Genomic DNA, 25,944 nt, shown 5'->3' with positions numbered 1-25,944 from the left:
ATTTGATTCGTCGTTTTCGGATAATTTGTTAAACTAATTTACGAATATTTCAAGATAATACAAATAAGCTAGACCAAAAGATAAGTTTTGATCTAGCCCATAAAAATTTTTCTGTTGTGTTAAATATATAAGACGTAACCAGTAATATAAGTTGCTAACAACAGAAGGCTAGCGGGTCTTTTTATTTTTTCGAATAAGCAGCCAGATTATAAGTTGAATAATTGCAACTATCGTAAAAAAACAAAATAGAAAAATTGATGCTATTATGCGGGTTATCGGTGTTTGAACTGCTCCGGCCCCATCAAATCTCCGCAATAAGATAAATAACTCAGTGGCTAAAAAAATTAATAGCCAGAATACGTTTAAACAGTGCCAGATTTTTAAACCCATATATTTTTTCCCCTTTATGCGTTACTTATTTGATTTTTTGCTGTCATTAACCATAAAAAATCTCCATTCAGCATATTTTAAGTTTCCCTTTTTGTCGAGCTATTTTCTCTAGCATGCCTTTTATATCGGGCTTAAAGTAATTAAAAATAGTGATTGTTTTTCCACTTCACAATGCAAAAAAGCCCCTGTAATTAATTTTAAATTACGGAGACTATACATTGGATTCAAGCTAAATTACGAGGAACTCATCGTAAAAAATAATTTTACTTTGTTTACTTTTAAAAGTTTTAAAAAAGTAAAAGTCATTTCTCCTCAACGGGAATTTTCGATTTGAAGAAAGACTCATACAAAGCGGCAATAGCACTATTCTCATCTGAGGCAGCAATGCCAAATAACATACTGATTTCTGAAGATCCCTGATCGATCATTTTGAGGTTGATTCCAGCTTTGGCCAAGGAGGCCATCGCTTTCGCAGCTGTACCAACTGTTGAAATCATACCTTCGCCCACGATCATTAAGAGTGCAAGCTCTTTCTCTTCGTAAACCTTATCAGCATTAAGCTTTTCCTGCAATTCCTGCAGCAGTTCTTTTTCATCTGCTTCATTCTTGAACTGATCAGCTCGCAAAATTAAAGTAATCTCATCTATTCCAGTAGGAACATGCTCTACACTTAAATTATGTTCAGCCATAATATTTAATGCTTTTGCTCCAAAGCCAACTTCCTCATTCATCAAATATTTTGCAATCGAAATAGACATAAATCCTCGCGAGCTTGCAATTCCTGTAATATGATAATTATTTTCAGAACGAGTCTTACTAATCAAAGTTCCTGGAAGTTCAGGCTTATTAGTGTTCTTAACTCTGATAGGTATATCAGCCATGATTGCCGGGCGCAAAGCCTCATGATGTAAAACAGAAAAACCTGCGTATGAAAGTTCACGCATTTCTTGATAGGTCAAATGATTGATTTTTTGCGGCTGATCAACAATTTGAGGATTGGCGGCAAAGATAGCATCTACGTCGGTAAAGTTTTCATATAAATCGGCTTTCAAGCCCTTTGCAAGAATTGCTCCGGTGATATCAGAACCTCCCCGTGAAAAGGTGACCCGCTGATTTTCTTTTGAAACACCAAAAAAGCCGGGAAAAATGATGCATTCGTTCACTTCAGTAAGCCGTTCTAAGTTAGCATACGTTTCGGATAAAACGCGTGTATGCCCATCTTGAGCGGAAACAAGTAAGCCTGCTTCTTCTGGACTTACATATTTAGCAGGTAGTCCATTTTCATTAAAGTACGCCGCTACTAATTGTGCGTTATTGTCTTCTCCACTGGCTTTGAAGGTGTTTAAAAGCTGGTTGTTTGAAGAATAAGAAGCCGTAATCATTTTTTTGAGATTATCTTCCAGTTGGTTTTTAATTTCTTGTTTTAAGCCTAGGTCTTCGATAATACCCACATATCGTTCTTTGATAACCGCTAATGTTTTTTCGATGTCTTGCCCCGTTTGGACTTCTTTAGCCAAAGTAATTAAATTATCTGTTATTTTTGTATCAGAGGAAAAACGTTTCCCCGGTGCTGAAACTACTACAACTTTCCTATCTCGATCTGATTTTATAATATCAAAAACTTTTCTAAATTGTTGAGCACTGGCAAGCGAACTTCCACCGAATTTTGTTATTTTCAAGAGTTACACATCCTAATAGTCTTTTATTTATTATGTTGATTAGAATATCAAAAGAATTGTTATAAAACAAGGAGCAATCTTTAATAAACCTATTTTTTGCCCTTCAGTTCGTAAATATTTGGCGATCCTAAACTATAGTTGATTAAAAAGTATTCAAAAACGGTTAGCATGCGAAAAGCCTTTTTTATCTCTGTAAATAATGGAACCTATTTTTTTATCCACTCTGAACATAGAATATCTAAAAATAAAACATCGAATTTTTTTCCGTCACGTAAAACGGCTTCTCGCCTCCGACCACCTAATTTAAAGCCAAGTTTTTCATAAAGCTTGTATGCGTCTTGATTATAATCAACGACCTCTAGATCGAGGCGATCTAAATTAAGTTCATTAAACGCGTATTTCATTATCAACTTCAGTGTATCTGTTCCATAACCGAGATGTCGGTCACTTTCACGCCCAATCCCGATTGCCAAGGTTCCACTTCTATTGTTCCACTCGATGTTGTAAATTGAGACAAAACCGACTGGAAAATTATTTTCAAGCGGACATATCATAAGTTCGATCATACTATCATCGGGTTCATACATGTCCTTGATTTCTTCAATGTCTTTTGGCAACGCGATAGCGGTATCGACATTTCTAAGAAAGTAGGCATCCTCATACCAGCTCGCAATTGTTTCGAAATCATCATCATGTATTGCTCTAAGCTTGACTAAAGAGCCCTTGAATATTTTAAAATCCATTTTATGCCTCCTTAAAATTTTCCCACCCCATTTTCAAATAAGTAGCTTTCATTACTAAGAAGGACCGTTTCAAACGGTTCAAACCCGCAAAAAGTGTTGTCTTGTACTTGTTATGTAGTAAAAATATGATCATTTATTGATCTTTAAAACGCTTTATTAATTTATTTTCACTAAAATGCAAGATTTTACTTGGTTCAAGATCATACTTCGCACATAAAACCAGTGCTTGATCAATGACATCAGCTAATTCTTCTTTTAAATTGTCAAACATTTCTTCCTGTGTTTTTTTCTTTTCACCAGGATGATCTCGTCCAATTTCAAAAGTTCTGATGGCCCTAGCCAATTCTCCTACCTCTTCGGTTAAAAAATTCATTCTGATTTCCGGTGAAAATTTATACCAATCTCTTTTTTTATAAAAAGCAACTAACCATTCCTGATGATCTTTTAGTTCCATAAAAATTTCCCCCACTTAATACAATTAAGAACACGTATCAATTATACATTATGCTTGTAACAAATAAAAATTTCCAAATAGGAATTATAAAGTACAATGTTATAAATTATATGCTTTAAACCTGAGCTGAGTTTTCTAGACTAGTGGACAATTAAAGTTGCCTTTAAACAAATTATGGTTACTTTGAAAAGGTGACTCATACTATTACTTTTAGCTGTGGATATTTTTTAATCCATTTTTTGCAGCGAATCCGATTTTTAAAGATATCTAAATGCTGTTGATCTTCTCTAAAGGCAGGTACAGGACGACAAGTGAAATTAACCAAATCGTCAACCCCATAAGGAATGATCAGCTTAAGTATTTCATTTGTATTGAGATATGCACCAATACACGTTGGAGTTTCGACAAAATGAGCAATAGCATCTTCGACAGAGACAAAGGGATTTTCTTTTTTAAAATCATAATCATGCATGTAAACTTCATTTTTGACTTGCCAATTATACCCAGGATAATTTTCGCGTAACTGAGATTCTATGAAGAAATCGTAATTTTGAGGCTTTGAAGGGTCATAATAAACAAGATCGACATCATTTTCTAAAAACACTTGTTGACCGCTTAAAACCTGCCAAACTGTATTTCTGATACTTCCAGCGGCTAATACTCCCTGTTTTAAATCGAGCAGTTTGATTATTCGCAAAATTTGCATTAAATCTTTATTTTTAGAAATAATTCTTTTGACGATTTTTTCATTTTGAAACGAATCCACTGAATTAGCATCCCCTTTCCAAGGTAAACGATATTTCTTTTGCTTTTTCCTTAAAGTATAACTTGGTTTGTTTAATTTGCAATTTCTTCCACTCTGAAAAAAGTTAGCGCATAATGTTTGAAAAAATTTTAAATGAACCATTTACATGTATAAAAAAATATTGACAAAATTAATGATTTGAAATAAACTTTGAATAAAGTAACACGCGTGTCACTTTATTTTTTTTAGGGGGTTTATATGGCTAGAAAAGCAAATGAAAAATTACGTGAAATAAAAAGATCTGAAATATTAAAAAAGGCACGTCAGATATTGCTAGAAAAGGGATTTTCCAATACAACAATGAAGGACATTGCAAGTGCAATTAATCTCAGCCGCAGTGGACTGTACCTCTATTTTTCTTCAACTGAAGAGATCATGCAGGCTATCATCACTGAACGCGAACATAAGAGGTTTGACAGCGTTAGAGAAGATATCCTAAGCGATAGAGCTTTTGAAGAGGTTTTAGATAACTACCTTAATCTTCAAAAGGATCGGCTGCTTAACATCTCCAAATCATTATTAATGTCTGGTTATGAATATTATTCTGAAAATTCTGTTGAAGCCACCAACTTCTTATCCAAGAATTTGGATGAAATGCGTAGAACAATTTTAGGAGTGCTTAATTTGGGAGTTGCACAGCATCAGATTCAAGAAAAACAGTTAGCAACGATTGGCGATCATTTTATTTTGACTATTGAGGGTTTGAGTGTTTTCTGCTATCTCCATCAAGCCTCTGAAAAGTATATCGATGAACAGCTGGACTTGCTAAGAAAATTAATAATCTATATTTAAAAAAGTATTTCAAAAAATAATAATAGACAGCAGTCAAAATACACTAAAGGAAGGTATTTTAAATGTTAGATAACAGAAAAAAAATACGACGGATTACTATTTCGGGTATTGTTATGGCCATCATAATTGTTCAAAGTCTCTTTCCTATGCTCGGCTACGTTCCAATTGGCTTAATCAATTTAACAACTATTCACATTACTGTTATTATTGTCGCAATCTTGTTTGGACCATTTGAAGGCATCATTGCTGGAACAACTTGGGGAGTATTTTCATTTATTAACGCATGGACAAGACCGACAAGTCTTGTCCAGACACTCGTTTTTACTAACCCTTTAGTTTCTGTTGTTCCTCGCATCATTGTTGGAATATTGGCAGCCATTATCTACAAAAGACTTTCGCATTTCGGTCTAGTCGCTCGTTCAGCTTTAACAGCCCTGATTTGCTCAATGCTTAATACGATCCTAGTGCTAGGGACTATTTATATTGGTTTCCGGACTCCTGCGGTTGCACAGGCATATGGACTGAAAAATCCTGAGCTGCTTGGGAATTTATTATTAGGTGTTGTCGGGACTAATGGAATTCCAGAAGCGATTCTTGCTGGAGTAGTTGTTCCAATTATTGTTAAGTCACTTTCGGTAGTTTTGAGAAAAAACAATCTTGATTAGAAAAGCGTTCTGAATCTAATACTAGTATATAAAAGAATAATTGTTATAAACAAATTAAAATAATAGTTTGTTTGCATTACACAATTAATTAATAAAAAAATAATTGGAATAGAACAAATAAGCCCTTATAAATAAGCTATTTGCATATAGAAAACAGCAGTTAACTATCGCTATTTACGATAATTAACTGCTGTTTTTAAAGCTTCTAATCAATGATATTCTTAGCATTCCCATCCAAAAATGATGTTATATTATTCAAGCATATTTTTAATAATCGCCGGCGTGTTTCGACAGGAGCCCAAGCAATATGTGGAGTAATAAAGCAATTCGAAGCAGAAAGTAACGGATTATTGGATTGAATCGGTTCAGACGAAACGACGTCGACTCCCGCCGCATAAATCTTACCATCGTTCAAAGCTGTCGCTACTTCTTCTTCGTTTAAAAGACCACCACGAGCAGTATTGAGTAAAATAACTCCGTTTTTCATCTTCGAAATTTTTTCATGATCAATGAAACCAGTTGTCGATTTCGTTTGCGGAATGTGTAAACTGATAACGTCTGACTGTTTTAACAAGTCATCTAGTGGCACTTGTTCTATCCAGCTCTCTTTTGACTTTTTAGGCCGGTGATTATAAAAGATAACTTTCATTCCCATGGCATGGGCAATTTGTGCTGTTGCTTGTGCAATTCTCCCAAAGCCAATTAAGCCAAACGTTTTTCCTGCTAATTCAATTAATGGTGTTTTCCAAAAAGTAAAATCAGGGCTATTTTCCCATTCGCTTTTATGAACAGCTTTACTATGCAATCCAACTTGATTGGTAATTTCCAATAACAGTGCAAATGTCGCTTGGGCGACAGCTTCGGTGCCGTAAGCTGGAATGTTTGTGACTGTAATTCTATTTTCTTGTGCAGCTTCGACATCGACCACATTATAGCCTGTAGCTAGTACGCCGATATATTTAAGATTGGGTGCCTTCTCAATAATTTGACGGTTAATTGGTGTTTTATTTGTGAATATTATTTCTGCCTTGCCGATTCTTTCTAAAATTTCAGTCGTATTTGTGTAAGAAGTCCGATCATACACCGTTAAGTCTCCAAGTTTTTCAAATTCTTTCCAGCTTAAATCACCAGGATTTAAAGCATATCCATCTAAAACTACTAGTTTCATTTATTTTTTCATTCCTTTCAATATTTTATCTGTCCAGATTTTCAGCCGACAGCATTGATAAACTGCTCAGAAACACTCACGGGAACAAAGGGTTTGATTTTTGCGTAGTTCAATTCCAAATCAGAATAGACCTTAATGCCCTCAGCTTTTAAAACATAGGCAGTTATCCCGCTTCCTCGTAATAAATGCCCGTCAAATTGGCCATTGTAGATTGTGTTTACACCACAAGACGGACTATTTTCTTTCAAAAAAGCTGCTTGGACATTATTTTTTCGTGCAATCTCCAATACCATTTGTGCACCTGCAATGTACTTGGCAGTCACATCATTGCCATTACATTCTCTTACGTACGCTTTTCCGTTCAGAACATCTGCTGCACTACCCCCAACTATTTCTGCTGATAGTCTTGGAATAGTAAAACCAGCCATTATTTCGGGACAGACCGTAATTGCCTGACCATGAGTAACCAACCATCTTACGGCTGCATTTTCCACGCTTGTTCCATTATAGCGAACCTTAAAGCCCGCTAAACATGAGCTTACTAAAATCACCTTCATCGATCCCATCTGTTAACCATATATCTATGATGTCATAAATAAAAGTTTATTTTAATTAATCGTAGTATACCACGTCAAATAAAACAAGCACCATTCAAATCGATTTTAAAATTTTAAAACACTCAGACAAAAAGACAGTTGAAAGTTGGTTCTATTCGTTTCACAGCCAGCCTTTTTACAACTATTACACTGCACGTGAATTAGCGCGTTCTGGCGCTGACCAATTGGTATTAAATGATCAAATATTCCCCTCCCACAGCAAAATTCCGCGACCTCCTGTTTCTCTGCTTGAATTTGCAGGTAAATTAAAGGCGGCTCAGGATGGTTTAAAAACAAGTTCTGTGGATTTAATCGTAAAACTTGATGGAATTCGGTATTATGGTATTTCCGGAATCAAGGAAAGGATAAGAATTGCTAGCAAGCTTGGTGTTGAAAAAATTTTAATTGGTCATTTGGAAACTAATTCAATTACAGAACTTAAAAATAGAATTTCACTTGCAGATATTGGTTTAGCGCAGGACAATGAGCTCATCTCAAGATCTGAGCTTGAACAAGCCGAACCAGCTTTTATTATTGCAACCGCGGCTTCACTTATCTGTCAGAAAAAAATAGGAACTGAACTTGTTTCGAGATTAGAGGAAATACAGTATGAAAAAATTTGATCAATTAAGGAATCAATTTGATATAGCTGTTCATACAAAGAATCAGATTACAGATATGATTGTTGCACCCGACAGCCTTTCAGCTAGAATAGCAGAAAAACTCGGATTTAAAGCTATTTTTGCTGCTGGATACGCTACAAGTGCCAGTAACCTTGCAATGCCAGATCGAGGTATCGCAGATTTTTCTATCATGCTCAACAAATGTCGTGAAATTATAAATGCTGTTGATATTCCTGCTTTTGCGGATGCTGATACGGGTTATGGCGATCTAGATAATATTCGTCGAACTGTCCGTAATTACGAAGCCATTGGCGCTGCAGGGATATTCCTAGAAGATCAAAAATGGCCAAAACCTTGTGGCCATATGGCAGGTAAAAGTGTTGAAACAGCTGATGTTTTAGCTGAAAAAATATCAGCTGTTTCAGAAAGGAAAAATAAAAATTTTTTAATTATGTCGCGAACAGACGCGCGTGCAGTCTATGGCTTAGAAGACGCTATCAATCGCAGTCGCCAATATTTAGCAGCCGGAGCTGATTTGATTTTCATTGAAGCACCCCAAAGTATTGATGAGTTAAAAGAAATCTCTAAAGTCTTTCCAGATACACCATTAATGGCCAATATGATTGAAGGTGGTGCTACACCTATGCTTACTTCAGAAGAGTTGTGCGATTTAGGTTTCAAAATAGTGGTTCATCCAACAGCATTAACTTATGCGCACACATACGCAACGGAACAATTACTTTCCAATCTGAAAGAAGAAGGTACAGCCATTAGGCAAGAAAATAAAATGATTACTTTCGAGCGTTTCAATAATTTTATCGGTCTCAATGAAGTAAATCAGAGAGAACAGCAATATGCTCCTAAAAAAATGGAAAAAATACTGCAGGATCTGAATATTAAGGAGGATTTATAGTAATGGAAAGTAAAGAATATACTTTGCAAACGAGGCTTAACACATCAAAAGAATCAAGCTTGTTTTATAAAGCATTTGGGTTAGTTGTCGCTGGAATGATGATAGATGCAAGTGATGTGTATATGTCTAGTGCGGTTAATGCTGATATGATTGCGCAGCATTTTGCAACTTTAAATCAAGGATCGTTTTTCTTATCTGACGGTTTTCTTGGATTATTTGTCGGCTCAATTGCAGCGGGCTTTATAGGTGATTTATGGGGATGTAAAAAAGCATATCAGTTGAATCTGCTATTATTTGGCATCTTTACTTTTCTTGGAGCTTTTTCGCCAAATATCTATTTTCTTATTTTTTTCCGCTTTATTGCAACCTGTGGGTTAGGCGCCGAGATCGTAACTGGGTACTCGCTCATTAATGAATTTGCGCCTGTAAAAACACGCGGCCGCTGGTCGGGAGCAACTGCTGTCATTGCTAATCTGGGTGCACCTCTTGCTCTGCTCTTAGCAACTTACTTCATCCCCCGCTACTCCTGGCGTGCAATGTTTCTATTCATTGGTACAGCTGCTCTTATTTTATGGATTGTTAGCGCCATTTCCCTGAGTCTCCACGGTGGTTGCTCTCCAAAGGACGATATGATGAAGCTGAAAAAATAATTGCTGCACTAGAACTCAATGGCTCGTACTCCGATACTCCTACAGAAGGAACTAAGCAACAAGCTGAACGGCCTAATCTGAAACGTGGACTTTTTATTGCAATTATTGCTGTATCAGCGGTTATGGTTTCGCAATATACATTTACATCTTGGGCACCGACCCTATTAATTGAAAAGAACATAAACATTGTACATTCTCTCGGGTATTTTATGATTATGATGACAGGTGCACCAATTGGCGCATTAATTGGTGCGATACTTGTAGATTGGATAGGTCGAAAAAAGACTATTATCCCGACCTTTATTTTCTCAGCTATTTTAGGGCTTTTGTATACCCAACAAACTAATCCAGCAGCAATTATTATCATTGATTTCTTTTTGACAATGACTTTCTATATTTTGATGGCTTCGGTCGTAGGTGTTTATGTGTCAGAATTATTTGTTACTAATTTTCGTTTTCGAGGCGCGGGCACAGCCAATGGAGCTGCAAAAATATTAACGGTTTTAACGCCTTACTTTGCTACATGGGCAATTCAAAAAGTTTCAGTAGATCTGATTTTTTACTTAATTGCAGCGCTCATGCTGATTGCTGCAATCGTTGTTTCCTTTTTTGGCCCAGAAACAAAGCAACAGGAAATCCAATAAATATGTATATAATTAAAAAGCAAAGCTGCTTTCGATTTTTGATGCAGCTTTGCTTTTTAATTATATTTTAATATTCGTTCCAGTTTCTGGCAGAATGTATTAAATAAAAAAGTTAACGTGCTTCAATCTCTTATTTTGACGCTATATCCCTAACTATTCAAATGATTGGCAGGACCAGTTGCAAAAAGCGATTCATTGATAACAATCCTTTTTTGGTCAAAATCTATTTTTGCTTCTAAACCGTACGGCAAAACAGTCCGTGGATAGGCGTGACCAAAGTTAACATTGAATAGAATCGGAGTTTTTGTTTCTGCAGTTATATCAGTTATTGCTTTTTTGTATTCATCATAAAAAATCTCATTCTGTGGTTTACCAACAATAATAGCATTCACTGCTGCAAAAACGCCACGTTTTTTTAAAGCTGTAAGCATTTTACGATATAGAGTAGGATTGGGCTTTTCTTCACTTGTTTCCAAAAAAATAATTTTATTTTTCCATTCATCAACTGATGGAAAAAGTCTGTATTTCTCTACAAGCTGTTTTTCACCAATGTGGCGTTCGCCTACTAAAATATTATAAAAACTATCAAGACAGCCCCCTAATAGTTTTCCAGTTACGATGCCCCTGCCACGTAGGATTTCGTATCCCTTGGTTTCTCGATGCTTGACACGTGCTGTTTCAAGAGCATTTTCTGAAAAATCTTTGCGTTCTTCATACCAATAATGACTTGATCTAATTTCTAGATGGTTTGTCTTCTTTAAATAATTTAAAAAATATTTTTTAGTATAGCTCAACATATCTGAATCTAATTCAGCAAGATCATTGATGAAATTTGGCCCGTAAAAGGTGGTCATTCCTAAGCTGTAAAACATAAGATGATTAATCGTCGTGTCCGAAAAGCCTGTGAATAATTTGGGATTGGTTTTTACAACTTTTTTAAAACTTTCATCTTCCAATAAATATGGTGCAAGGCGATAAGTATCATCACCACCTATTGCACAAATTATTCCTCTGATAGAGTCATCAAGAAAAGCCGTTTTCAAATCCTCAGCTCTTGACTCCGGATGCTTTGCAAGATATTCAATTCCCTTCAACGCATTAGGCATAAAGATAGGCTTCAAACCCATCTCCAGTAATCTTTCTTTACCTTTTTTTAATTCGTGCCTGCAAAATGCTTCTCCTAAAACACCAGAAGATAAGCTGACAATCGCAACTTTATCTCCAACTTTTAACGCTGGTGGTTTTACCAAAATATCCCCCCTTTTTAGTAGATAGAAACTCAAATAATCCCAAGTAACAATATCAAGGTCAATAATAGTCATTACACTTAGTCCTGGTACTACCCACATGCTCGATTCCAAGAGTCAAAAAACTATTTGTTTGTTTAAAAAAAGTTTGTATTTTATCAAATGAAGCGGGCTAAATCTTGTTGTAAGGTTCTACAAAAAATTTCTTATTTCATTCTACCAAACTCTCTTAATACGTTTATAGCCAAGCTACATTCTTTGTGACCATAAAATAAATGCAAGCTCTAGCTTTTTTACGAGAGTTTGCACTCACTAGAAAGACTGTCAGGTGAATAAGAAGGTTCTAATTAGATTTTTTTATTCATATATTTTGCAACTTGTTCTACATCCTTATCACCACGACCGGAAATGTTGATGATTACAATTTGATCTTTACTCATCTTTGGAACTAATTTGGTTGCTTCGGCGATTGCGTGTGAACTTTCTAAAGCAGGAATTATTCCCTCTTTTTTTGAGAGGAGCTCAAAAGCTTTAACAGCTTCCTTATCTGTTATGGGAACATATTCTGCACGATGGGTGTCTTTTAAAAAGGCATGCTCTGGACCAACTCCTGGATAATCAAGCCCAGCAGAAATTGAGTATGCTGGCAAAACTTTTCCTTGTTTGTCCTGTAAAACATAAGTTTTCATTCCATCAGAAATTCCAATTGTTCCATTCGTCATCGTTGCAGCATTTTCGGGGTTGTTGATCCCCTTCCCAGCAGCCTCAGCTCCGATTAAACGAACATCCTTATCGTTGATAAACTCCGCGAAAGCCCCGATGGCATTTGATCCTCCGCCAACACATGCGATGACGGCATCTGGTAAACGGCCTTCTTTTGCAAGAATCTGACTACGTGCTTCTCGACTAATGACACTTTGAAAGTCTTTAACAATTGTTGGATATGGATGGGGCCCCACGGCTGATCCAAGTACATAAAAAGTGTCATTGAGATGTTTTGCAAAATAGCCTAGGGCTGCATCAACTGCATTCTTCAAAGTTGCTGTTCCAGCAGTAACTGAGTTAACAGTTGCTCCCATCAGTTCCATTCTAAAAACATTTAATTTCTGACGTTCAACATCTTCCGCACCCATGAAAATTTCACATTCCATCCCAAATTTAGCTGCGGCTGCAGCTGTCGCAACACCATGCTGTCCAGCACCAGTTTCTGCCACAACTTTTTTCTTGCCCATTCTTTTGGCCAAGAGTATCTGACCCAAAACATTGTTCAATTTGTGAGCACCAAGATGATTTAAATCCTCACGTTTTAAATAAATCTTTGCTCCTCCGAGATAATTGGTCAAACCCTCAGCATAGTATAATGGCGTTGCTCTGCCGGAATAATCTTTGAGATAATAAGCTAGTTCATCTCGAAAAGCTTGATCATCTTTATATTTATCGTAAGTTTTTTCCAGTTCATTCAATGCTACTTTAACATCCTCTGGGACATATTGTCCGCCAAATTTACCGAAGTATCCTTTTTCAGTTGTATTTTCCATGAGATTTATCCCCTTAATATAATTTTTGAGAGAGTCTACCTTACGAAAAATATAGACAAAAGCCACATAGTATTCACTATGCGGCTTCAAAGATAGTATTATATCTAGAATTATCATACCAGCATAGACTCTCTTTAACACTAAAGAATTAAAGTAAGCCTACACTTTACTGCAAACTTACTTACTAACTACGCCAGTTTTGCCAAACATTTAAAGTAAAGTCCATGGTATGATTCTTCCTTTCGTTTAAAAGTTATCAAAATTATCATACAAAAAATAATAAAAGTCAAGTATATCTATGATATTAATTCAAGTTTCTGTAGATTAAATTTAAAAGACTGCTAGATGTTTTTTGTGATAATTGCTTTAATTTCATGTGTATTTAAATCTATTAACATGATGGTATTATTGCTCAACCTTTAGATTATGCGATGGTGCCGTAGTGCACGGATAACCCAGTAGATAATAGCTATTGTTAATCCAATTACAATGATCCAGGCCAATGAATTACGTTCAAATGGTAATTTAACATTCATGCCGTAAAAGCCTGTGATTATGGTTGGAATAGCAAGAACCACTGACCAGATTGTTAAAATTTTCATAATATCATTCAAATTATTACTTAATATTGTGTCGAAAGTGTTAATCAGTTGCGTTACAATTTCAGATTCTGTTTCAACTAGCTGCTCTACTTGGTGTGTCTCGATTTTAGCATCAACTACGGATTCAATTTGATCTTCAAGAAAGTTCAAGCCAAAATGTTTTTTAGACAGCCCCTCAAGCAACTGCTGATTGTTTCTAGTTGCACTTGAAAAATAAATCAAGCTTTTTCTAAGATTGGCGAGCGCTATTAAATTTTTATTATCGGCCCGTGTACTTAAAAGATCATTTAATTCTTTGCGTTGATGTCGAATCTCATGCATAGGTAAAAGATAAAGATCACTTAATTTTTTCAATATTTCAAGAATACTTGTTTCAATATTAGAAGTATCCTTATTAAGAATCTCAGCAGTAAAAATTTTTTTAACTGCCTCATCGTTAGAATGATTAAAAGTTATAATCTGATTAGCTATCAAAAGAATGACAACTGGTACCGTTAGAAATCCTTGTTGACTTCTATAAGGAATGTGATAAACAAATAACTGCGACTGTGTTTCTTTGTCATAATCATAGTTAGTTGGCTCATCAATGTCGGCCACATATTCAAGAAGTTCCTTTGAAAGATTGTAATTTTCTCTTAAGGTCACCATATCTTCAGAAAGAAGTCCCTCTACATTTAACCAAATTTTAAAAGCCTCTATATTTATTTTTTTAGATTCAATCATAACTATTGCCTCCATGATTTTGATTATGACTAATCCTTGTTGAAAGTGTACGCAAAGTCAAAACCAAATAAATATCTTCCTATGTAAACTGTCCATAAAATAATAATATTGACTGTATCAATTCTAATTTTTTCATTCATTCTTAGCATTGCTTTTAATTTATTATAGTAGACGCAGTATATAAATCAATTACTGCAATATTTAAAAATGTCTTTTTCCTGGTAAAAAAAAAGTCTGCAACAAAATTCATTATTGTTACAGGCTTTTTTTGTTCTTTGTATCAATATTTCCCAAAGGATGGTTTTCTATTTTGTTTTTTAGAAATAAATAAAGTAATACTTTAGCTTATTTAGGTTGAATTTCAGCAAATGTTGTAATTTTCTTTCCAACAATTCCGTATTTCTTAGCTTCATCAACGGACATCCAGAAGTTACGATCTGTATCCTTTTCCACTTTTTCGAGTGGTTGTCCTGTTGCTTCAGAAATCAACTCGTTAATACGCTTGCGTGTCCGAATAAGCTCTTGAGCCTCAATCTGAATTTCTGTCGATTGGCCTTGTACTCCGCCTGCAGGTTGATGAATCATATAGCGTGTGTTAGGTAAACTGTATCTGTTTTCTTTGTCAGCACCCAAGAAGATTGTAATTCCTGCACTCGCAACCCAGCCAGTTCCAATAACACGTACTGTTGGCTTAATAAACTTGATCATATCATGGATTGTATCTCCCGACTCAACATGCCCGCCCGGACTATTGACAAGAATCGTAATTGGATCATCTGATAAAGCAGCAAGGAGCAGCAGCTGGGATGTTATATCCTTAGCTAATTCTTCGTTAACCTCGCCATATATCAAAACAATCCGTTGATCAAGCATTTTTTTACGATACACGTCTGAGATATCGTTCGAATTTTTCTTTTTTTCATCATTCTGGTCCATAAATTGTGTCATAAAAAAATCCCTCACTTTCTTTGACCATTGAAGTATACCACAGTTTAAAGAATGATTAAAGAATCATAACTCCTAGTTTTTTCGGTCTGAAGGTTTATTAAGACAATTTTTGAGTGACAAACAAATGGTCCAAATTATTTTTGGTAAAAATTGGGCTCTTTGAAAATGGGCATAGAAAATTCAATTATATTGCTTCTCGTTTCTTAATGAAAAATCTCCAAATTAGATATGCAAAACCCCACATCGCAATAAATATCAACACCAATATATAACCTAAGTAATTGAAATCAATATTCTGTACCCAACTTTTAACGTTTGTCATACTAGTAACAACTTGAAGCAATTCTATCCCACCGATAACAAACGCTGCAATGACCGAGACTGTAGTTACTGTCAAATTATAGTACACCTTTCGAACTGGTGTATCAAATGCCCAGTTGTAGGCCCCAGACATCATTACTGAATCAGTTGTATCCATTAAATTCATTCCAGCTGCAAAAAGTACGGGTAATGCAATAATGCCTAGGCCTGAAATACTTGACTGTGCTGCACTGGCTGACAAAGCAATCAACGCTATTTCAGTAGCTGTGTCAAAGCCTAGTCCAAATAAAAAGCCTATTGGGTACATCTGCCAGCTATGGTCAATACATTTGAAAAGGGGCGCTAATAATCGCGCGAGAAAACCACGAGACAATAAAAGTTCATTCAGTTTGCTTTCATCGAAGTTCCCCTGTTTCATCTTTTCAAGCGATTTGTGCATGCTCACCAAAATTAAAAGGTTAAATAAAGCAACGATAATCAGGAAACTCCCTGAAACAAGTGAACCGATCTGTCCTCCAACTGCTTCTAAGAAGGGCAACTTCACTTTTGCCCACTTAACTGAAATGCTGACCACAATTGCCATTAAAAAAACAACTGTTGAGTGACCCAAAGAAAAGTAAAAACCTACACCGTATGTTTTTTTATTCTGCTGAACTAGTTTACGCACAGTATTATCGATAGCAGCTATGTGATCTGCATCAAAAGCGTGGCGCAATCCTAAAGAATAGGCAAGAAAACTCATACCCCAAAAACTAGGTGAATGTAATCCGGCAATGAGCAATAATACGATCCCGATAATGTGCAGCCCCGCGCTAGCTGAATAATATGGTATAGAACCGCGCAATATTTTATTTTTCATAAACCAATAAACCCCCATTAATTTCTTAATGTAAGTGTACAAAGTGTTAGCTAGGCTCACATTACCAAAAATGCAAAACGCAAGTTATTACCATTTGACAATATATTTTGTTTACATAAAAATAGCACTAAGTCAAAACTTATGTTTCAACTTAGCACTATTACAATATTTATCTTAATAATGTATTCTAACAATCGCTTCTTAGCCTAACCATGAATTTTTTAACTGTAATACAGAATTAAGCTATATACACACTTCCCTGCTAGTTTCCAAGACTATGTTTTACTGTTATCTTTTCAGAAAAAATAAGTGAGACATTTTTACTTATTAATCCATTCAATATACTTCTCTTGTAAAAATTTAGTAATTTTGCCTATTTTTCCACCATTAATAGGTTTTCCATCCACACTGACGACTGGTGCTACTTCCCAAATAGAATTTGAGACAAAACATTCTTCAACTTGTTCTAATTTAGAAACCGGTACAGCTTCTTCTTTAACCGACAACCCCTCACTGCGTGCAATTTCAAGCAGCCGAAGCTTAGTTATCCCTGGTAAGACCAAATTGCCATCTGGATGAGTATACAAAATTCCATCAATAACAAACCACGCGTTAGATGCAGATGCTTCTGTAAAAAAACCATCACGTACTAAGAGTGCATCATCACAACCTTTTTGCCGCGCCTCGTCAAGTGATAAAATATTTCCAAGAAGACTCAAAGATTTTATGTTGCAATGAAGCCAGCGTTTATCTTCAACTAAACAAGCGGTCTCACCATGTTTTTGTTTGTCAATTGGTCGCTCATATGGAATTACATTCCCCGTTAAAACAGGTTTAACTTCTTCAGAAGAAGGTATTCGATGATTACGGGGGGCCAACACTCCTCTTGAAACTTGGAAATAAATTTCACCTCCATCAACATTCTCAGCAGCGATCAGTTTATCTAAATTGTTTTTTAATTCAGATTTAGTAAAAGGCAGTTTCAGTCGAATTTCATCTGCACAACGCTTTAAACGTGCGAAATGCTCATCGAACATAAACATTTCACCATCATAAATTCGAAGAGCCTCATATAATCCATCTCCAAACTGATATGCGCGGTCCTCAATGTCAAGTTTAACTTCTGATCGTTCAACAATCTGATCATTCCACAAGATATGCATGTAAATCACTATCCTCTCCATTAGCGAAATTCATTAATTATTTTTTTAAAGATAGATGATAAAACTCTAATAATATAAATTTATACTGGCACTTTACAAAAGTCAATCTACATCAGTAAATTATAAAGTGCAGTTATTATCTAAAAATCCAGAAATGGTTGTATCTACTCAACAAAAAAATGATGTCTTGTGATAGTCTTTTTCGATTCTTTGTGTCTCCGCGTAATTATACTTTACCCATGATCAAGACTTCGGCTACTACTGCGGGTCTATAAAAAATGATTATTTTTCATTTCTCTCAACAAGCACTGTACATTTATCATTAACGAGCTTAACAAAACCTTCGTTATCTTTCGCTTCGCCAAAATATGAAATCATTAGGCTTTCTAGTTGTTTGAAACATTTGTAAACAGTTGGCATAAAATGTGTGCCCTTAGCGGTCAGGTTCAAATCTAGTTTTCTCCAACCATATTTTTTTTTTACCAAACCTTCAGTTTCGAGCTTTTTAATAAAACGTGACATCGTCGATGGTGCAATATCCATTAATTGACAAAGATCTTGTAAACTAATACTCTCTGTTTCACTGATTGTCATTAAAATGTAATTGTAAGTTGGCGCTAATCCAGTAGGTTGATACGCTTTGATTGCAATTTTTTCAGTTTCTCTTGCCAATTTGTTAGTTGCAAAGTATGTACAGTCATCAAGTGATAATTTCATCATGAAAACCTCCTCGTTTTTTTAAACACAAATCGATTGCTAATTGTTCAAATACCCAATCTAAGTTAGCATGAATCACTAAATCTGCTTTCAAATCAAGCTTAGTATGCATTTTGTTAATGACTACCATTTTATGAGGATTACCAGGTATACCATGTGCTGCTTTGGTTCCACAAACTATCATTAAATCAGTATTTGTAGTCAGCTTGCGTCCGCATTCAAGTTCTTTTTTAATGGCTGTCATATTGCGCTCAACAAAAACAGGCAAAATCAATGATCCATCTAATGGGCAGTATGGCACTGAGTGTCTTGCTATAAAATTCATACTAAAGTAATGATGTTCAGCTACACAATAATTATCATTAATACTCCCCCAATATTCAACAACATTTTTTGATCCGGCAATGGTATGCAAATGGTCTAAATTCATTGTAATTATGCCTGCAATTAGTTTTTCTTTTTGTAATAAAGTTATTACCTCATGACTCAGACTCGGCTGGCTTAGTGGCTTAAAATGCGTTTTTCGATAAAGCCGATAAAACATTAAGGGATTTTTTTGAGCAAAACGATTTGTTAATAACCTCAAAAGATTGTCATGGAACTCAGAATCATTTTGAGCAATTTCTTGCATACCTGCTAAGTCAGGATAACCGCTTGAAATTGAAATTCCTGCTCCAGTAAAAATAATTGTTTTATTCATTTGCAGAATCATCTTAGCCAGCTGCATAACTTTTTCTTTTTTTGTCATTTTAAGTTGGTACCACCCTTTGGTTGACTTTCATTATATTAGCGTTTACTATGTATGTGCATAGTAAACTATGTGCATTAGAAAGTCAAGATTAGACCAAGGGTCACTATTCTCTTCTGAAGGAGGTAATTTTATTATGTTTTTAAATATTTTGCCAGCAGCACAAAAAATACTTCGAAGGTATACAAATAATAAGAAACTGCATGTTTTATTAAGTTTTGATGATGGGGTTGGAATGTATTCCAACCTTCAAGCAACATGCGGACTTGAAACAAATTTTGACATTATTATTGTTAACAATATGGCTGATTTAACTGATTATAATGCTGAAATTAATACTTCATTGGGTCATTTTTTATTAAAAAGTTACTCACTTGAATTTTTGGATGATGAAATATATCTATATACGGATCGATTTAATCTTTTAGTCCTATCAGGAAAATATACAGGAGTAATCGATAACAATGTTTCTCTCAAGGATCTGTCAAGTCATACTCAGAATTCGCATGTTTTAATGAAGAAAACAGATTTAATATAAAACTTAGCTAGATCTTCAACCTGCTAAAACGAACAAAACTGCTAGACTGCAATTATACAGCCTAACAGTTTTGTTGTTATAACCAAAGTCACCTTAAAAACTTTTCTCTAATCTAAATAATCATCTTTCGAGAATTTTGTATCTTCGTATTTGCCATGGTTACCGTAAAAACGATTGTATCGGCGCTTAAATATGCGGAAAAGATAAATAGCGAAAACCTTAACCAGACAATAGATAGGTATCCCAAAAATGACACCAACCAACCCCATTAAATCACCCATAACTAGCAAGACTAAGAGGACAGTAATAGGATGCAGCTGAACCTTGTCACCCATTACACGTGGAACAACTAATTCACCATGGAGAAATTGGATAACAAACCAAACAACGACAAATTTGACCGCCATCATAAATGAAGTTTGAAAGGCAACGATCAATCCTGGTATAAAGACTGCAAAAGGTCCAATATATGGGATAATACATAAAATACCTGCAGCTAATGAGATGGCTCCAGCATAATTGAGTCCAATCAAGAGGAACGCTGGCCAATATAGGATACCTAGAATAATTGAAGCAACAATCTGCCCTTTAAGATAACCACCGATCTGCTGATCGACAATCTTAAACAATTCATTAAAGTCATTCCGAAAAACCGGTGGAACGATTTTCTTTACAAAATTGTAGAATTTTTCTTTGTCTTTTAACAAAAAGAAAGCGACAATCGGACCTGTTAATATTGTTAAAAAAGTTGTGGTTACGGCTGAGAATACACCACCGAAGCCTTTAAGTCCATCAGTAAAATAGTTGCTGACAAAATCTCCGATTTTATCGCTGTTCAAATCTACTGATTTGACTAACTGATTGATTTCGTTTGCAAACGGTAAGTTCCTTGTAGCCGAGTCGAAATTATCTTGAAAGCCTTTCACAATATCTGGGAACTTATTGAATAATTCAACTGCCTGATCTTGAACTAGAATCAGGAGCTGGATGCCGCCAGCCGCTAATAGGATAAGTATTAAGACATAGATAACCGATATGACCCATGTTCGAGAAAGTCTTTTTTCCAATAATTTAACTAACGGATTCAATAAATAATAAATAACGACTCCAAAAATAAGTGGTGGTAAAACGGTACCTGCTATAATGCCTAGTGGTTTAAAAATAAATGATATTTTATCGAACAAAAAAATCAATGTTGCTACTAAGCCCAAGGTAACCAGTGTAAAAACTAGGTTATTTCCACCTAAAAATCGAATCCATCTACTTTTTTCCAATCTTATCACGCCCCTAATACGCAACAGTCAGTCAACTAAAACCTTGATTAATTCTATCAGCCGTTGCTATTTATACTTCTTGATTCTTATTATAACGAAATATTCCTTTGGCTAGTAGTTTTTTACATTTACAGACTGAATGTCATTTGGAATTAGCGAAAACAAAAATGAGATACGTTAGAGATTAATCTGGAGTTTTTGTTGAAATTTAACAGATCACACTTATAACCGCATAATCTCAGTAATTAGAATGCCTCAAAAAGCGTTTGAATGGTTGACAGCACTATTAGAGCTTTTAAAAAGCTTTTCAAATCATTTGATTTTTTTGTCTATCAGATCTTGGTAAACCTTTGTCGTCAAGAAGTATACACAGCAATATCCTCCTGATAGAACAATTAACGTTACTACACTTACCTCCGTTAAAACCTTGGTACTATACATTGAGAAAACTGATAGGATACTTTTGAGTAACGGAATGCAAAATCCAAAGTGAATAGCGGCTCCCAAAATTGGCAGCATAAATACTAATGAAACTTGACTTCGAATAGCTTTTTTTGTTTCTTCTTGACTTAAACCAACCTGTTTCATTGTCTGGAACTTTCTTCGATCAGCATACCCTTCTGATAGTTGCTTATAATAAATCATTAAAGCTGTAGCAAAAATTAACGTAATACTTACTAATGAGCCGATGAAAAGCAGAGATCCAAAAAGTGACTGGAAAAGATTTCTATAAATTGGAGCGGCCGTATATGTTGCAGTACTCAAATTCAGCTCTTTTTGGAGCGTATCAGCAAACTTTAACTGATTGGATCGAGTACCTGCTATATTAAAACCTAAAACAATCAATTTAGGTTGTGGGTTAATTGTTTTGGCTACTTCTTCATTAGCAGCAACTACAAACATCGGCTGTAAAATTGAATGCAGATAGTTAAATGCCATTTTGAAATCGTTGATCGTCCTGACCTGATATTGCTGTCCCTGAATAAAAAGATGTTTTTCATGAAGTTTAGAAGAAGCAGTATAAAGTAAGATCTGTCGTTTCTTTAATTTGACATTCGTTCCTTGAATAGAATTATACTCGGCTAAGGTTAGCGTAGATAACTGGTATGTCCCATGCATAATATTGCGGTTTTCAAACTTACCGTTTTTTATTGATCCTGAACTTGGAGTCGTTATCGGCATCTGGTTTTGCTTACCCAAAGTGATATTATATTTAGAAGCCGTTTCGTTGATGACCTGCTGCTGTTTAGCTGAGAGCTGTTTCTCCATGGTAAACATGATATCGTAAGGATTCCACGAATCGATCAATTTATTTTCACCAACATACAAGCTCAAAGTACCGACCATCGTGACTAAAATTGATGTACATAGCAAACATATCGAAGCTAGCCCTGCTCCATTTTGTTTCATACGGAAAAGCATCCCTGATATCGAAATAAAATAATTTGGTTTGTAATAGATTCTTTTTTGCTTTTTCAATATTTTCAAGAAAGCGATACTACCTACAATAAAAAGTAAATACGTGCCTAAAACAACTAAAGTAACAGCTAGAATAAAGCTTATAAAAGCCGCTCCACTTGGTTTAGCCCTAAGTGATATCCAGTATCCCCAAGCGAGTATTGCAATACCAATAATTGCCAGTCCCTTTTTAGCTTTAGGTTCTTTCTCACCTTTAAAGGATTGATTCCAAAGATGAATCGGATCGATCGAATGAACTCGATGAAAATTGTAAACTAACAATGCCATAAAAATAAGGAGGAATATCACTGCTGTCGTAGATACTGCATGCATTTCAAAGTGGTCAAGCGATTCTTTAATTGGCAACAGCTTTTGCAGGATCAAAAATGCCAGTTTAAGAAAAACCGAGCCTGCAATCAACCCTGAAATCAAACTGACTACATACAGTAAGATAGTTTCTAATGACAGAATCCAGCGTAGGTCACCGATGCTGAGCCCTACCATATTGTAGAGGCCAAGTTCCTCTCCACGTTGCTTGATTAGGAAACTATTTGCATAAAACATTAGAAACAAAGATATCAAAGAGATGAAAACAATGGCCACTTTTGTTATTTCAATTGTTGCATCCCCAAAAGGCATTGCTTTTAAGGCCTTGTTTAAAGAAACATTCCAAAAAATAAAATTAATTGCGATAAGGACTACACTTGCCAAAAGAAAGGGACCATATTCTTGTTTATGATGCGTAACACCATGCCACGCTAATTTTAAATGGACCATTCTTAAACCTCCTTACTTGATAGCGCTGCTAAACTTGCCATGATCTTTTTTAAATATTCTGCTCTTGAATGGTCACCTTTGAAGATTTCATGATAAATCTGACCATCTTTGATGAAAAGAGTCCGTTTTGAATGACTAGCAGCTGCCGCACTATGTGTTACCATCAAAATAGTTTGACCTTGAGTATTTACATTTTCAAACAATTGTAGAAGATTCTCTGTATTATGAGAATCAAGCGCACCCGTTGGTTCATCTGCTAAGACTAAATCTGGCCTAGTAATTAATGCTCTAGCTGCTGCTACACGCTGCTTTTGCCCACCTGATATTTCATATGGGTAACGTTCTAATAAATTTTTGATCTCAAGCTGCTCTGCTAATGGATTCAAGCGCTGTTCCATTTCAGCATATTCAGTCTTCGCAAGTACTAATGGCAAAAAAATATTATCGCGATTATTAAATGTGTCTAGTAAATTGAAGTTTTGAAAAACAAAACCTAAGTGTTCACGCCTAAATTTGGCAGTTTGTTTTTCCCGTAGTTTATTCAAATCGACATTATTTAAGGTGACGCTGCCACTGGTTGCTTTATCTAAAGTCGCAATAATATTGAGCAGTGTCGTTTTACCAGCTCCAGATTCCCCCATAATAGCGACATACTCACCTTTATCAACATTAAAAGAAATATCTTTTAACGCCGTCACCTTATTTTTATTATCATCTGCGAAAACTCTACGAACATGGTTTAAATTTAATACGTTCATCCAAATAACACTCCTTCATTTATGTCTAATTACATTATAAAAGGCTTCTAACGTCATTTTGTAGTTACAACAACGTTAGAAACCTTACAATCTGTTATTTTCAACTTATTTCTCAATTTTATCTTCAGAAATTGAAAGTATAGCGCTTGTCCCCTTGCGAGTCTTCGATTTAATTGTTAATTTTAATCCAATTATCTTGCTGATCTGCTGAGCGAGATATAGCCCCATCCCAGTGGCAGAATCATGGGAGCGTCCGTTATTACCAGTAAACCCAGGCTCAAAAACGCGTGGAAGATCACTCGCATCAATACCAGCTCCGCTATCAATGATTTTTATCGTGTTATCTCGCCATTCAATTTCAATTAAGGTATTTTTCTTTGAATACTTGAGAGCATTCATTAATAATTGTTCCAAAATAAATGATAGCCATTTTGGATCTGTTAAAATTTTAACAGTTGAGACTTTTACTCGAGGAGTGATGTTTTTTCTGATAAAGAAAACTGCATATTTTTTTATAATTGTCTCAACAATATTATCAACTGAACTCCATTTAAAATTAAGATCATGGTTAAAATCAGCCAGGCGTTCATAAGTGAGTATTAAGTCCAACTGATGGTAAGCTAAAGCGACCTGCCCCTGCACATCGACACTGGCAACTTCGTTTTTATTTTCCGCCAACAGGCTCAAAGCAATTAGAGGTGTCTTTATCTCATGACTCCACATTACTAAATAATCACGATGTTGTTTAAATTTTTCTTGGATCTTTTTTTCATATTGGCTCCGCTGTTGCTGCGCTCGATTGAAGTATTCAATAAAAGTTCGTTCTGTTAAACTATGAGGAACCGCAGACAACAATTGACCTTGTAAATACGCCTTTTTTAGTTTTTTTAAAAGTTTGTCCTCATGATAGACACGATAAAACAGCAATAGGACAAAAGGAATAAAAGTAAACCTGATTAGATCAGCAATCAACATGAAATCAATATTATAAAGAAAACATAAAAGGCCTAAAAATGAAATGGAACCTAGGTACATCATGAACGATGGCCACTTTGCCAAAATGTTTTTTAGTATACGCTTGATTGAACTGTTAATCATTGAAGTACCAGCCTAAATCCACGACCCCGTTCAGTTACGAGCCTTTCTTTGAGTTCCATCGTAGCTAGTTTACTGCGTAATCGACTTATATTAACATTCAAAGCATTTTGTGTAATGAATAGGCCGCCCTGCCAGATGCTTTGCATTAAGCGATCTTTTGAAACAGTTTTATTTGCATTTAAAAAGAGGAGTTCCATAATTATCCCTTCGGTTGGTGTTAATTTGATCGTTTGTCCTGCATAACTTAGACAGTTGTTTAAGGCATTCAACTGATAGCCCTCTACAGTTATCTTTTTATCACTTAGTTCATTAGCGCTTGTGGTTCTCCGAAGAACTGCCTGAACTTTTGATATCAGTACTGCCAGTGAAAATGGTTTTGTAACATAATCATCCGCCCCGGTTGCAATGGCTCTCACGGCATTCGGATTCATTTCAGCTGCAGAAACAAAGATAATCGGAACGTTGGAGGCATCTCTTATCTTTGCGGTCCAGTAAAAGCCATCATAGGTTGGTAGTGTGATATCCATTATAATTAGATCAGCTTCAAAGTCTAAGGATTCTTGGTCGACATTCTGCCAGTCATTAACTTTACTTACTTGATATTGCCATTTTTCCAATCCTTCCTTGACCGATTTTAAAATTGATTCATCATCTTCTACCACAAATATTTTCTGCATAAACCTTGCTGCTTCCTTCCTTAGACGGAGAACGTCAAAACTAATCATTAATTTATAATAAACATGGATTGATATTAATAGCAATAGTATTTAGCGTCAAGTCTCCAAAAATTCTGCTTTTTTTCGCTAAATTTTTGTATTAAAACTAACATTACTAAAATATGTTTTCTATTTTTCTAGTATAAAGAAGCTGTTTAGAATGAGCAGTACGGCATAAAAAGCGCACGCACTTCTTCATCAAATACTGTACGGTCTTGAAGACGAAGGTACATTATTGAAAGAAATTATTGTTAATACACAGATGGGTTTAAAGTCTTCAAAAGTAACCATCCACCAGCATAGCTGGTGGCTTTTTTTCAGCCCTATAAGGGCTTGC

27 protein-coding genes are annotated in these 25,944 nt (G+C 35.4%); 7 read left to right on the top strand and 20 right to left on the bottom strand.

What is annotated here, in order from left to right:
- Positions 1-168: 168 nt before the first annotated feature.
- The 5 genes from FC19_RS11975 to FC19_RS01620 all read right to left on the bottom strand — a co-directional run bounded on the left by FC19_RS11975 (position 169) and on the right by FC19_RS01620 (position 4,173).
- Positions 169-390: a DUF3923 family protein gene (locus FC19_RS11975; protein WP_057875258.1), complete on the bottom strand. Its 222-nt coding sequence runs from the start codon at positions 388-390 to the stop codon at positions 169-171.
- Between the two features lie 302 nt (positions 391-692).
- Positions 693-2,069 (bottom strand): aspartate kinase, encoded by a 1,377-nt coding sequence (locus tag FC19_RS01635; protein WP_057875257.1) that lies wholly within the window; start codon positions 2,067-2,069, stop codon positions 693-695.
- Between the two features lie 206 nt (positions 2,070-2,275).
- Positions 2,276-2,812: a GNAT family N-acetyltransferase gene (locus FC19_RS01630; RefSeq protein ID WP_057875256.1), complete on the bottom strand. Its 537-nt coding sequence runs from the start codon at positions 2,810-2,812 to the stop codon at positions 2,276-2,278.
- Between the two features lie 133 nt (positions 2,813-2,945).
- The gene (locus tag FC19_RS01625; RefSeq protein WP_057875255.1) at positions 2,946-3,266 is read right to left on the bottom strand and encodes a MazG nucleotide pyrophosphohydrolase domain-containing protein; all 321 of its coding nucleotides are present in this window, start codon (positions 3,264-3,266) and stop codon (positions 2,946-2,948) included.
- Between the two features lie 196 nt (positions 3,267-3,462).
- On the bottom strand, positions 3,463-4,173 hold the full coding sequence (locus tag FC19_RS01620) for a nucleotidyltransferase family protein (protein WP_235809297.1): 711 nt from the start codon (positions 4,171-4,173) through the stop codon (positions 3,463-3,465).
- A 96-nt stretch (positions 4,174-4,269) separates the two neighbouring features.
- Between FC19_RS01620 and FC19_RS01615 the strand changes: the two genes are divergently transcribed.
- On the top strand, positions 4,270-4,863 hold the full coding sequence (locus tag FC19_RS01615; RefSeq protein WP_057875254.1) for a TetR/AcrR family transcriptional regulator: 594 nt from the start codon (positions 4,270-4,272) through the stop codon (positions 4,861-4,863).
- Between the two features lie 62 nt (positions 4,864-4,925).
- Positions 4,926-5,528, top strand: a complete 603-nt coding sequence (locus FC19_RS01610; protein WP_057875253.1) for an ECF transporter S component — start codon at positions 4,926-4,928, stop codon at positions 5,526-5,528.
- 205 nt (positions 5,529-5,733) lie between these two features.
- Here FC19_RS01610 and FC19_RS01605 read toward each other — a convergent pair whose 3' ends face one another.
- Together FC19_RS01605 and FC19_RS01600 are read right to left on the bottom strand one after the other, a co-directional pair.
- Positions 5,734-6,696 (bottom strand): D-2-hydroxyacid dehydrogenase, encoded by a 963-nt coding sequence (locus tag FC19_RS01605; protein ID WP_057875252.1) that lies wholly within the window; start codon positions 6,694-6,696, stop codon positions 5,734-5,736.
- A 41-nt stretch (positions 6,697-6,737) separates the two neighbouring features.
- Positions 6,738-7,262 carry a 2-thiouracil desulfurase family protein gene (locus FC19_RS01600; RefSeq protein ID WP_235809296.1) on the bottom strand — a complete coding sequence of 175 codons (525 nt, stop codon included), beginning with the start codon at positions 7,260-7,262 and terminating at the stop codon, positions 6,738-6,740.
- 215 nt (positions 7,263-7,477) lie between these two features.
- Here FC19_RS01600 and FC19_RS01595 point away from each other — a divergent pair, with 215 nt between their 5' ends.
- The 4 genes from FC19_RS01595 to FC19_RS11930 are packed head-to-tail and all read left to right on the top strand — an operon-like array spanning position 7,478 to position 10,122.
- Positions 7,478-7,915 carry a hypothetical protein gene (locus FC19_RS01595; protein WP_057875251.1) on the top strand — a complete coding sequence of 146 codons (438 nt, stop codon included), beginning with the start codon at positions 7,478-7,480 and terminating at the stop codon, positions 7,913-7,915.
- Positions 7,902-8,828, top strand: coding sequence for an isocitrate lyase/PEP mutase family protein (locus FC19_RS01590; RefSeq protein WP_057875250.1), 927 nt, complete (start codon positions 7,902-7,904; stop codon positions 8,826-8,828). The genes FC19_RS01595 and FC19_RS01590 overlap by 14 nt, the downstream gene beginning before the upstream one ends.
- A 2-nt stretch (positions 8,829-8,830) precedes the next feature.
- Positions 8,831-9,478 carry an MFS transporter gene (locus tag FC19_RS11935; protein ID WP_338037334.1) on the top strand — a complete coding sequence of 216 codons (648 nt, stop codon included), beginning with the start codon at positions 8,831-8,833 and terminating at the stop codon, positions 9,476-9,478.
- Positions 9,439-10,122: an MFS transporter gene (locus FC19_RS11930; RefSeq protein ID WP_338037333.1), complete on the top strand. Its 684-nt coding sequence runs from the start codon at positions 9,439-9,441 to the stop codon at positions 10,120-10,122. The genes FC19_RS11935 and FC19_RS11930 overlap by 40 nt, the downstream gene beginning before the upstream one ends.
- 149 nt (positions 10,123-10,271) lie before the next feature.
- Here the strand turns inward: FC19_RS11930 and FC19_RS01580 are convergent, their stop codons facing one another.
- From FC19_RS01580 to FC19_RS01545, 8 genes are all read right to left on the bottom strand, one after another.
- Positions 10,272-11,372 carry a S66 family peptidase gene (locus tag FC19_RS01580; protein WP_057875249.1) on the bottom strand — a complete coding sequence of 367 codons (1,101 nt, stop codon included), beginning with the start codon at positions 11,370-11,372 and terminating at the stop codon, positions 10,272-10,274.
- A gap of 344 nt (positions 11,373-11,716) precedes the next feature.
- Positions 11,717-12,907, bottom strand: coding sequence for a tryptophan synthase subunit beta (trpB, locus tag FC19_RS01575; RefSeq protein ID WP_057875248.1), 1,191 nt, complete (start codon positions 12,905-12,907; stop codon positions 11,717-11,719).
- A gap of 419 nt (positions 12,908-13,326) precedes the next feature.
- Positions 13,327-14,232 carry a magnesium transporter CorA family protein gene (locus FC19_RS01570; RefSeq protein ID WP_057875247.1) on the bottom strand — a complete coding sequence of 302 codons (906 nt, stop codon included), beginning with the start codon at positions 14,230-14,232 and terminating at the stop codon, positions 13,327-13,329.
- A gap of 345 nt (positions 14,233-14,577) precedes the next feature.
- Positions 14,578-15,168 (bottom strand): ATP-dependent Clp protease proteolytic subunit, encoded by a 591-nt coding sequence (locus tag FC19_RS01565; protein WP_083488282.1) that lies wholly within the window; start codon positions 15,166-15,168, stop codon positions 14,578-14,580.
- Between the two features lie 196 nt (positions 15,169-15,364).
- On the bottom strand, positions 15,365-16,360 hold the full coding sequence (locus FC19_RS01560; protein ID WP_057875245.1) for a HoxN/HupN/NixA family nickel/cobalt transporter: 996 nt from the start codon (positions 16,358-16,360) through the stop codon (positions 15,365-15,367).
- 320 nt (positions 16,361-16,680) lie between these two features.
- Positions 16,681-17,523 carry a D-amino-acid transaminase gene (dat, locus tag FC19_RS01555; protein WP_057875244.1) on the bottom strand — a complete coding sequence of 281 codons (843 nt, stop codon included), beginning with the start codon at positions 17,521-17,523 and terminating at the stop codon, positions 16,681-16,683.
- A 282-nt stretch (positions 17,524-17,805) separates the two neighbouring features.
- On the bottom strand, positions 17,806-18,240 hold the full coding sequence (locus tag FC19_RS01550; protein ID WP_057875243.1) for a MarR family winged helix-turn-helix transcriptional regulator: 435 nt from the start codon (positions 18,238-18,240) through the stop codon (positions 17,806-17,808).
- A complete protein-coding gene (locus FC19_RS01545; RefSeq protein ID WP_057875242.1) occupies positions 18,224-18,988 on the bottom strand; it encodes an SIR2 family NAD-dependent protein deacylase in 765 nt (254 codons plus the stop codon). The genes FC19_RS01550 and FC19_RS01545 overlap by 17 nt, the downstream gene beginning before the upstream one ends.
- A gap of 136 nt (positions 18,989-19,124) precedes the next feature.
- On the opposite strand from FC19_RS01545, the gene FC19_RS01540 reads away from it, so the two are divergent.
- Positions 19,125-19,526, top strand: coding sequence for an iron-sulfur cluster biosynthesis family protein (locus FC19_RS01540; RefSeq protein WP_057875241.1), 402 nt, complete (start codon positions 19,125-19,127; stop codon positions 19,524-19,526).
- A 107-nt stretch (positions 19,527-19,633) separates the two neighbouring features.
- On the opposite strand, the gene FC19_RS01535 is transcribed toward FC19_RS01540, so the two are convergent.
- From FC19_RS01535 to FC19_RS01515, 5 genes are all read right to left on the bottom strand, one after another.
- Positions 19,634-20,806, bottom strand: a complete 1,173-nt coding sequence (locus tag FC19_RS01535; RefSeq protein WP_057875295.1) for an AI-2E family transporter — start codon at positions 20,804-20,806, stop codon at positions 19,634-19,636.
- A gap of 306 nt (positions 20,807-21,112) precedes the next feature.
- Complete coding sequence (locus tag FC19_RS01530; protein ID WP_057875240.1) at positions 21,113-23,035, bottom strand: FtsX-like permease family protein; 1,923 nt, start codon at positions 23,033-23,035, stop codon at positions 21,113-21,115.
- A gap of 2 nt (positions 23,036-23,037) precedes the next feature.
- Positions 23,038-23,793, bottom strand: a complete 756-nt coding sequence (locus FC19_RS01525) for an ABC transporter ATP-binding protein (protein WP_057875239.1) — start codon at positions 23,791-23,793, stop codon at positions 23,038-23,040.
- Positions 23,794-23,898: 105 nt separating this feature from the next.
- The gene (locus tag FC19_RS01520; protein ID WP_201782295.1) at positions 23,899-24,852 is read right to left on the bottom strand and encodes a sensor histidine kinase; all 954 of its coding nucleotides are present in this window, start codon (positions 24,850-24,852) and stop codon (positions 23,899-23,901) included.
- Between the two features lie 35 nt (positions 24,853-24,887).
- Complete coding sequence (locus FC19_RS01515) at positions 24,888-25,568, bottom strand: response regulator transcription factor (RefSeq protein WP_057875237.1); 681 nt, start codon at positions 25,566-25,568, stop codon at positions 24,888-24,890.
- Between the last annotated feature and the right edge of the window lie 376 nt (positions 25,569-25,944).

This window comes from Liquorilactobacillus aquaticus DSM 21051 (assembly GCF_001436755.1).
GTDB classification, from domain to species: Bacteria; Bacillota; Bacilli; order Lactobacillales; family Lactobacillaceae; genus Liquorilactobacillus; species Liquorilactobacillus aquaticus.
The sequence above is the reverse complement of the archived record's forward strand: the minus strand, read 5'-3'. Positions and strand labels throughout refer to the sequence as shown.

Excerpts from the sequence above, each read along its gene's own strand:
- FC19_RS01530 (WP_057875240.1), bottom strand. The coding sequence starts at position 23,035 with ATGGTCCATTTAAAATTAGCGTGGCATGGTGTTACGCATCATAAACAA.
- FC19_RS01625 (WP_057875255.1), bottom strand. The coding sequence starts at position 3,266 with ATGGAACTAAAAGATCATCAGGAATGGTTAGTTGCTTTTTATAAAAAA.
- FC19_RS01605 (WP_057875252.1), bottom strand. The coding sequence starts at position 6,696 with ATGAAACTAGTAGTTTTAGATGGATATGCTTTAAATCCTGGTGATTTA.
- FC19_RS01610 (WP_057875253.1), top strand. The coding sequence starts at position 4,926 with ATGTTAGATAACAGAAAAAAAATACGACGGATTACTATTTCGGGTATT.
- FC19_RS01620 (WP_235809297.1), bottom strand. The coding sequence starts at position 4,173 with ATGGTTCATTTAAAATTTTTTCAAACATTATGCGCTAACTTTTTTCAG.
- FC19_RS01560 (WP_057875245.1), bottom strand. The coding sequence starts at position 16,360 with ATGAAAAATAAAATATTGCGCGGTTCTATACCATATTATTCAGCTAGC.
- FC19_RS01615 (WP_057875254.1), top strand. The coding sequence starts at position 4,270 with ATGGCTAGAAAAGCAAATGAAAAATTACGTGAAATAAAAAGATCTGAA.
- dat (WP_057875244.1), bottom strand. The coding sequence starts at position 17,523 with ATGCATATCTTGTGGAATGATCAGATTGTTGAACGATCAGAAGTTAAA.
- FC19_RS01525 (WP_057875239.1), bottom strand. The coding sequence starts at position 23,793 with ATGAACGTATTAAATTTAAACCATGTTCGTAGAGTTTTCGCAGATGAT.
- FC19_RS01565 (WP_083488282.1), bottom strand. The coding sequence starts at position 15,168 with ATGGACCAGAATGATGAAAAAAAGAAAAATTCGAACGATATCTCAGAC.
- FC19_RS01590 (WP_057875250.1), top strand. The coding sequence starts at position 7,902 with ATGAAAAAATTTGATCAATTAAGGAATCAATTTGATATAGCTGTTCAT.
- FC19_RS01570 (WP_057875247.1), bottom strand. The coding sequence starts at position 14,232 with ATGATTGAATCTAAAAAAATAAATATAGAGGCTTTTAAAATTTGGTTA.
- FC19_RS01540 (WP_057875241.1), top strand. The coding sequence starts at position 19,125 with ATGTTTTTAAATATTTTGCCAGCAGCACAAAAAATACTTCGAAGGTAT.
- FC19_RS01550 (WP_057875243.1), bottom strand. The coding sequence starts at position 18,240 with ATGAAATTATCACTTGATGACTGTACATACTTTGCAACTAACAAATTG.
- FC19_RS11975 (WP_057875258.1), bottom strand. The coding sequence starts at position 390 with ATGGGTTTAAAAATCTGGCACTGTTTAAACGTATTCTGGCTATTAATT.
- FC19_RS01630 (WP_057875256.1), bottom strand. The coding sequence starts at position 2,812 with ATGGATTTTAAAATATTCAAGGGCTCTTTAGTCAAGCTTAGAGCAATA.
- trpB (WP_057875248.1), bottom strand. The coding sequence starts at position 12,907 with ATGGAAAATACAACTGAAAAAGGATACTTCGGTAAATTTGGCGGACAA.
- FC19_RS01515 (WP_057875237.1), bottom strand. The coding sequence starts at position 25,568 with ATGCAGAAAATATTTGTGGTAGAAGATGATGAATCAATTTTAAAATCG.
- FC19_RS01545 (WP_057875242.1), bottom strand. The coding sequence starts at position 18,988 with ATGACAAAAAAAGAAAAAGTTATGCAGCTGGCTAAGATGATTCTGCAA.
- FC19_RS01600 (WP_235809296.1), bottom strand. The coding sequence starts at position 7,262 with ATGGGATCGATGAAGGTGATTTTAGTAAGCTCATGTTTAGCGGGCTTT.
- FC19_RS11935 (WP_338037334.1), top strand. The coding sequence starts at position 8,831 with ATGGAAAGTAAAGAATATACTTTGCAAACGAGGCTTAACACATCAAAA.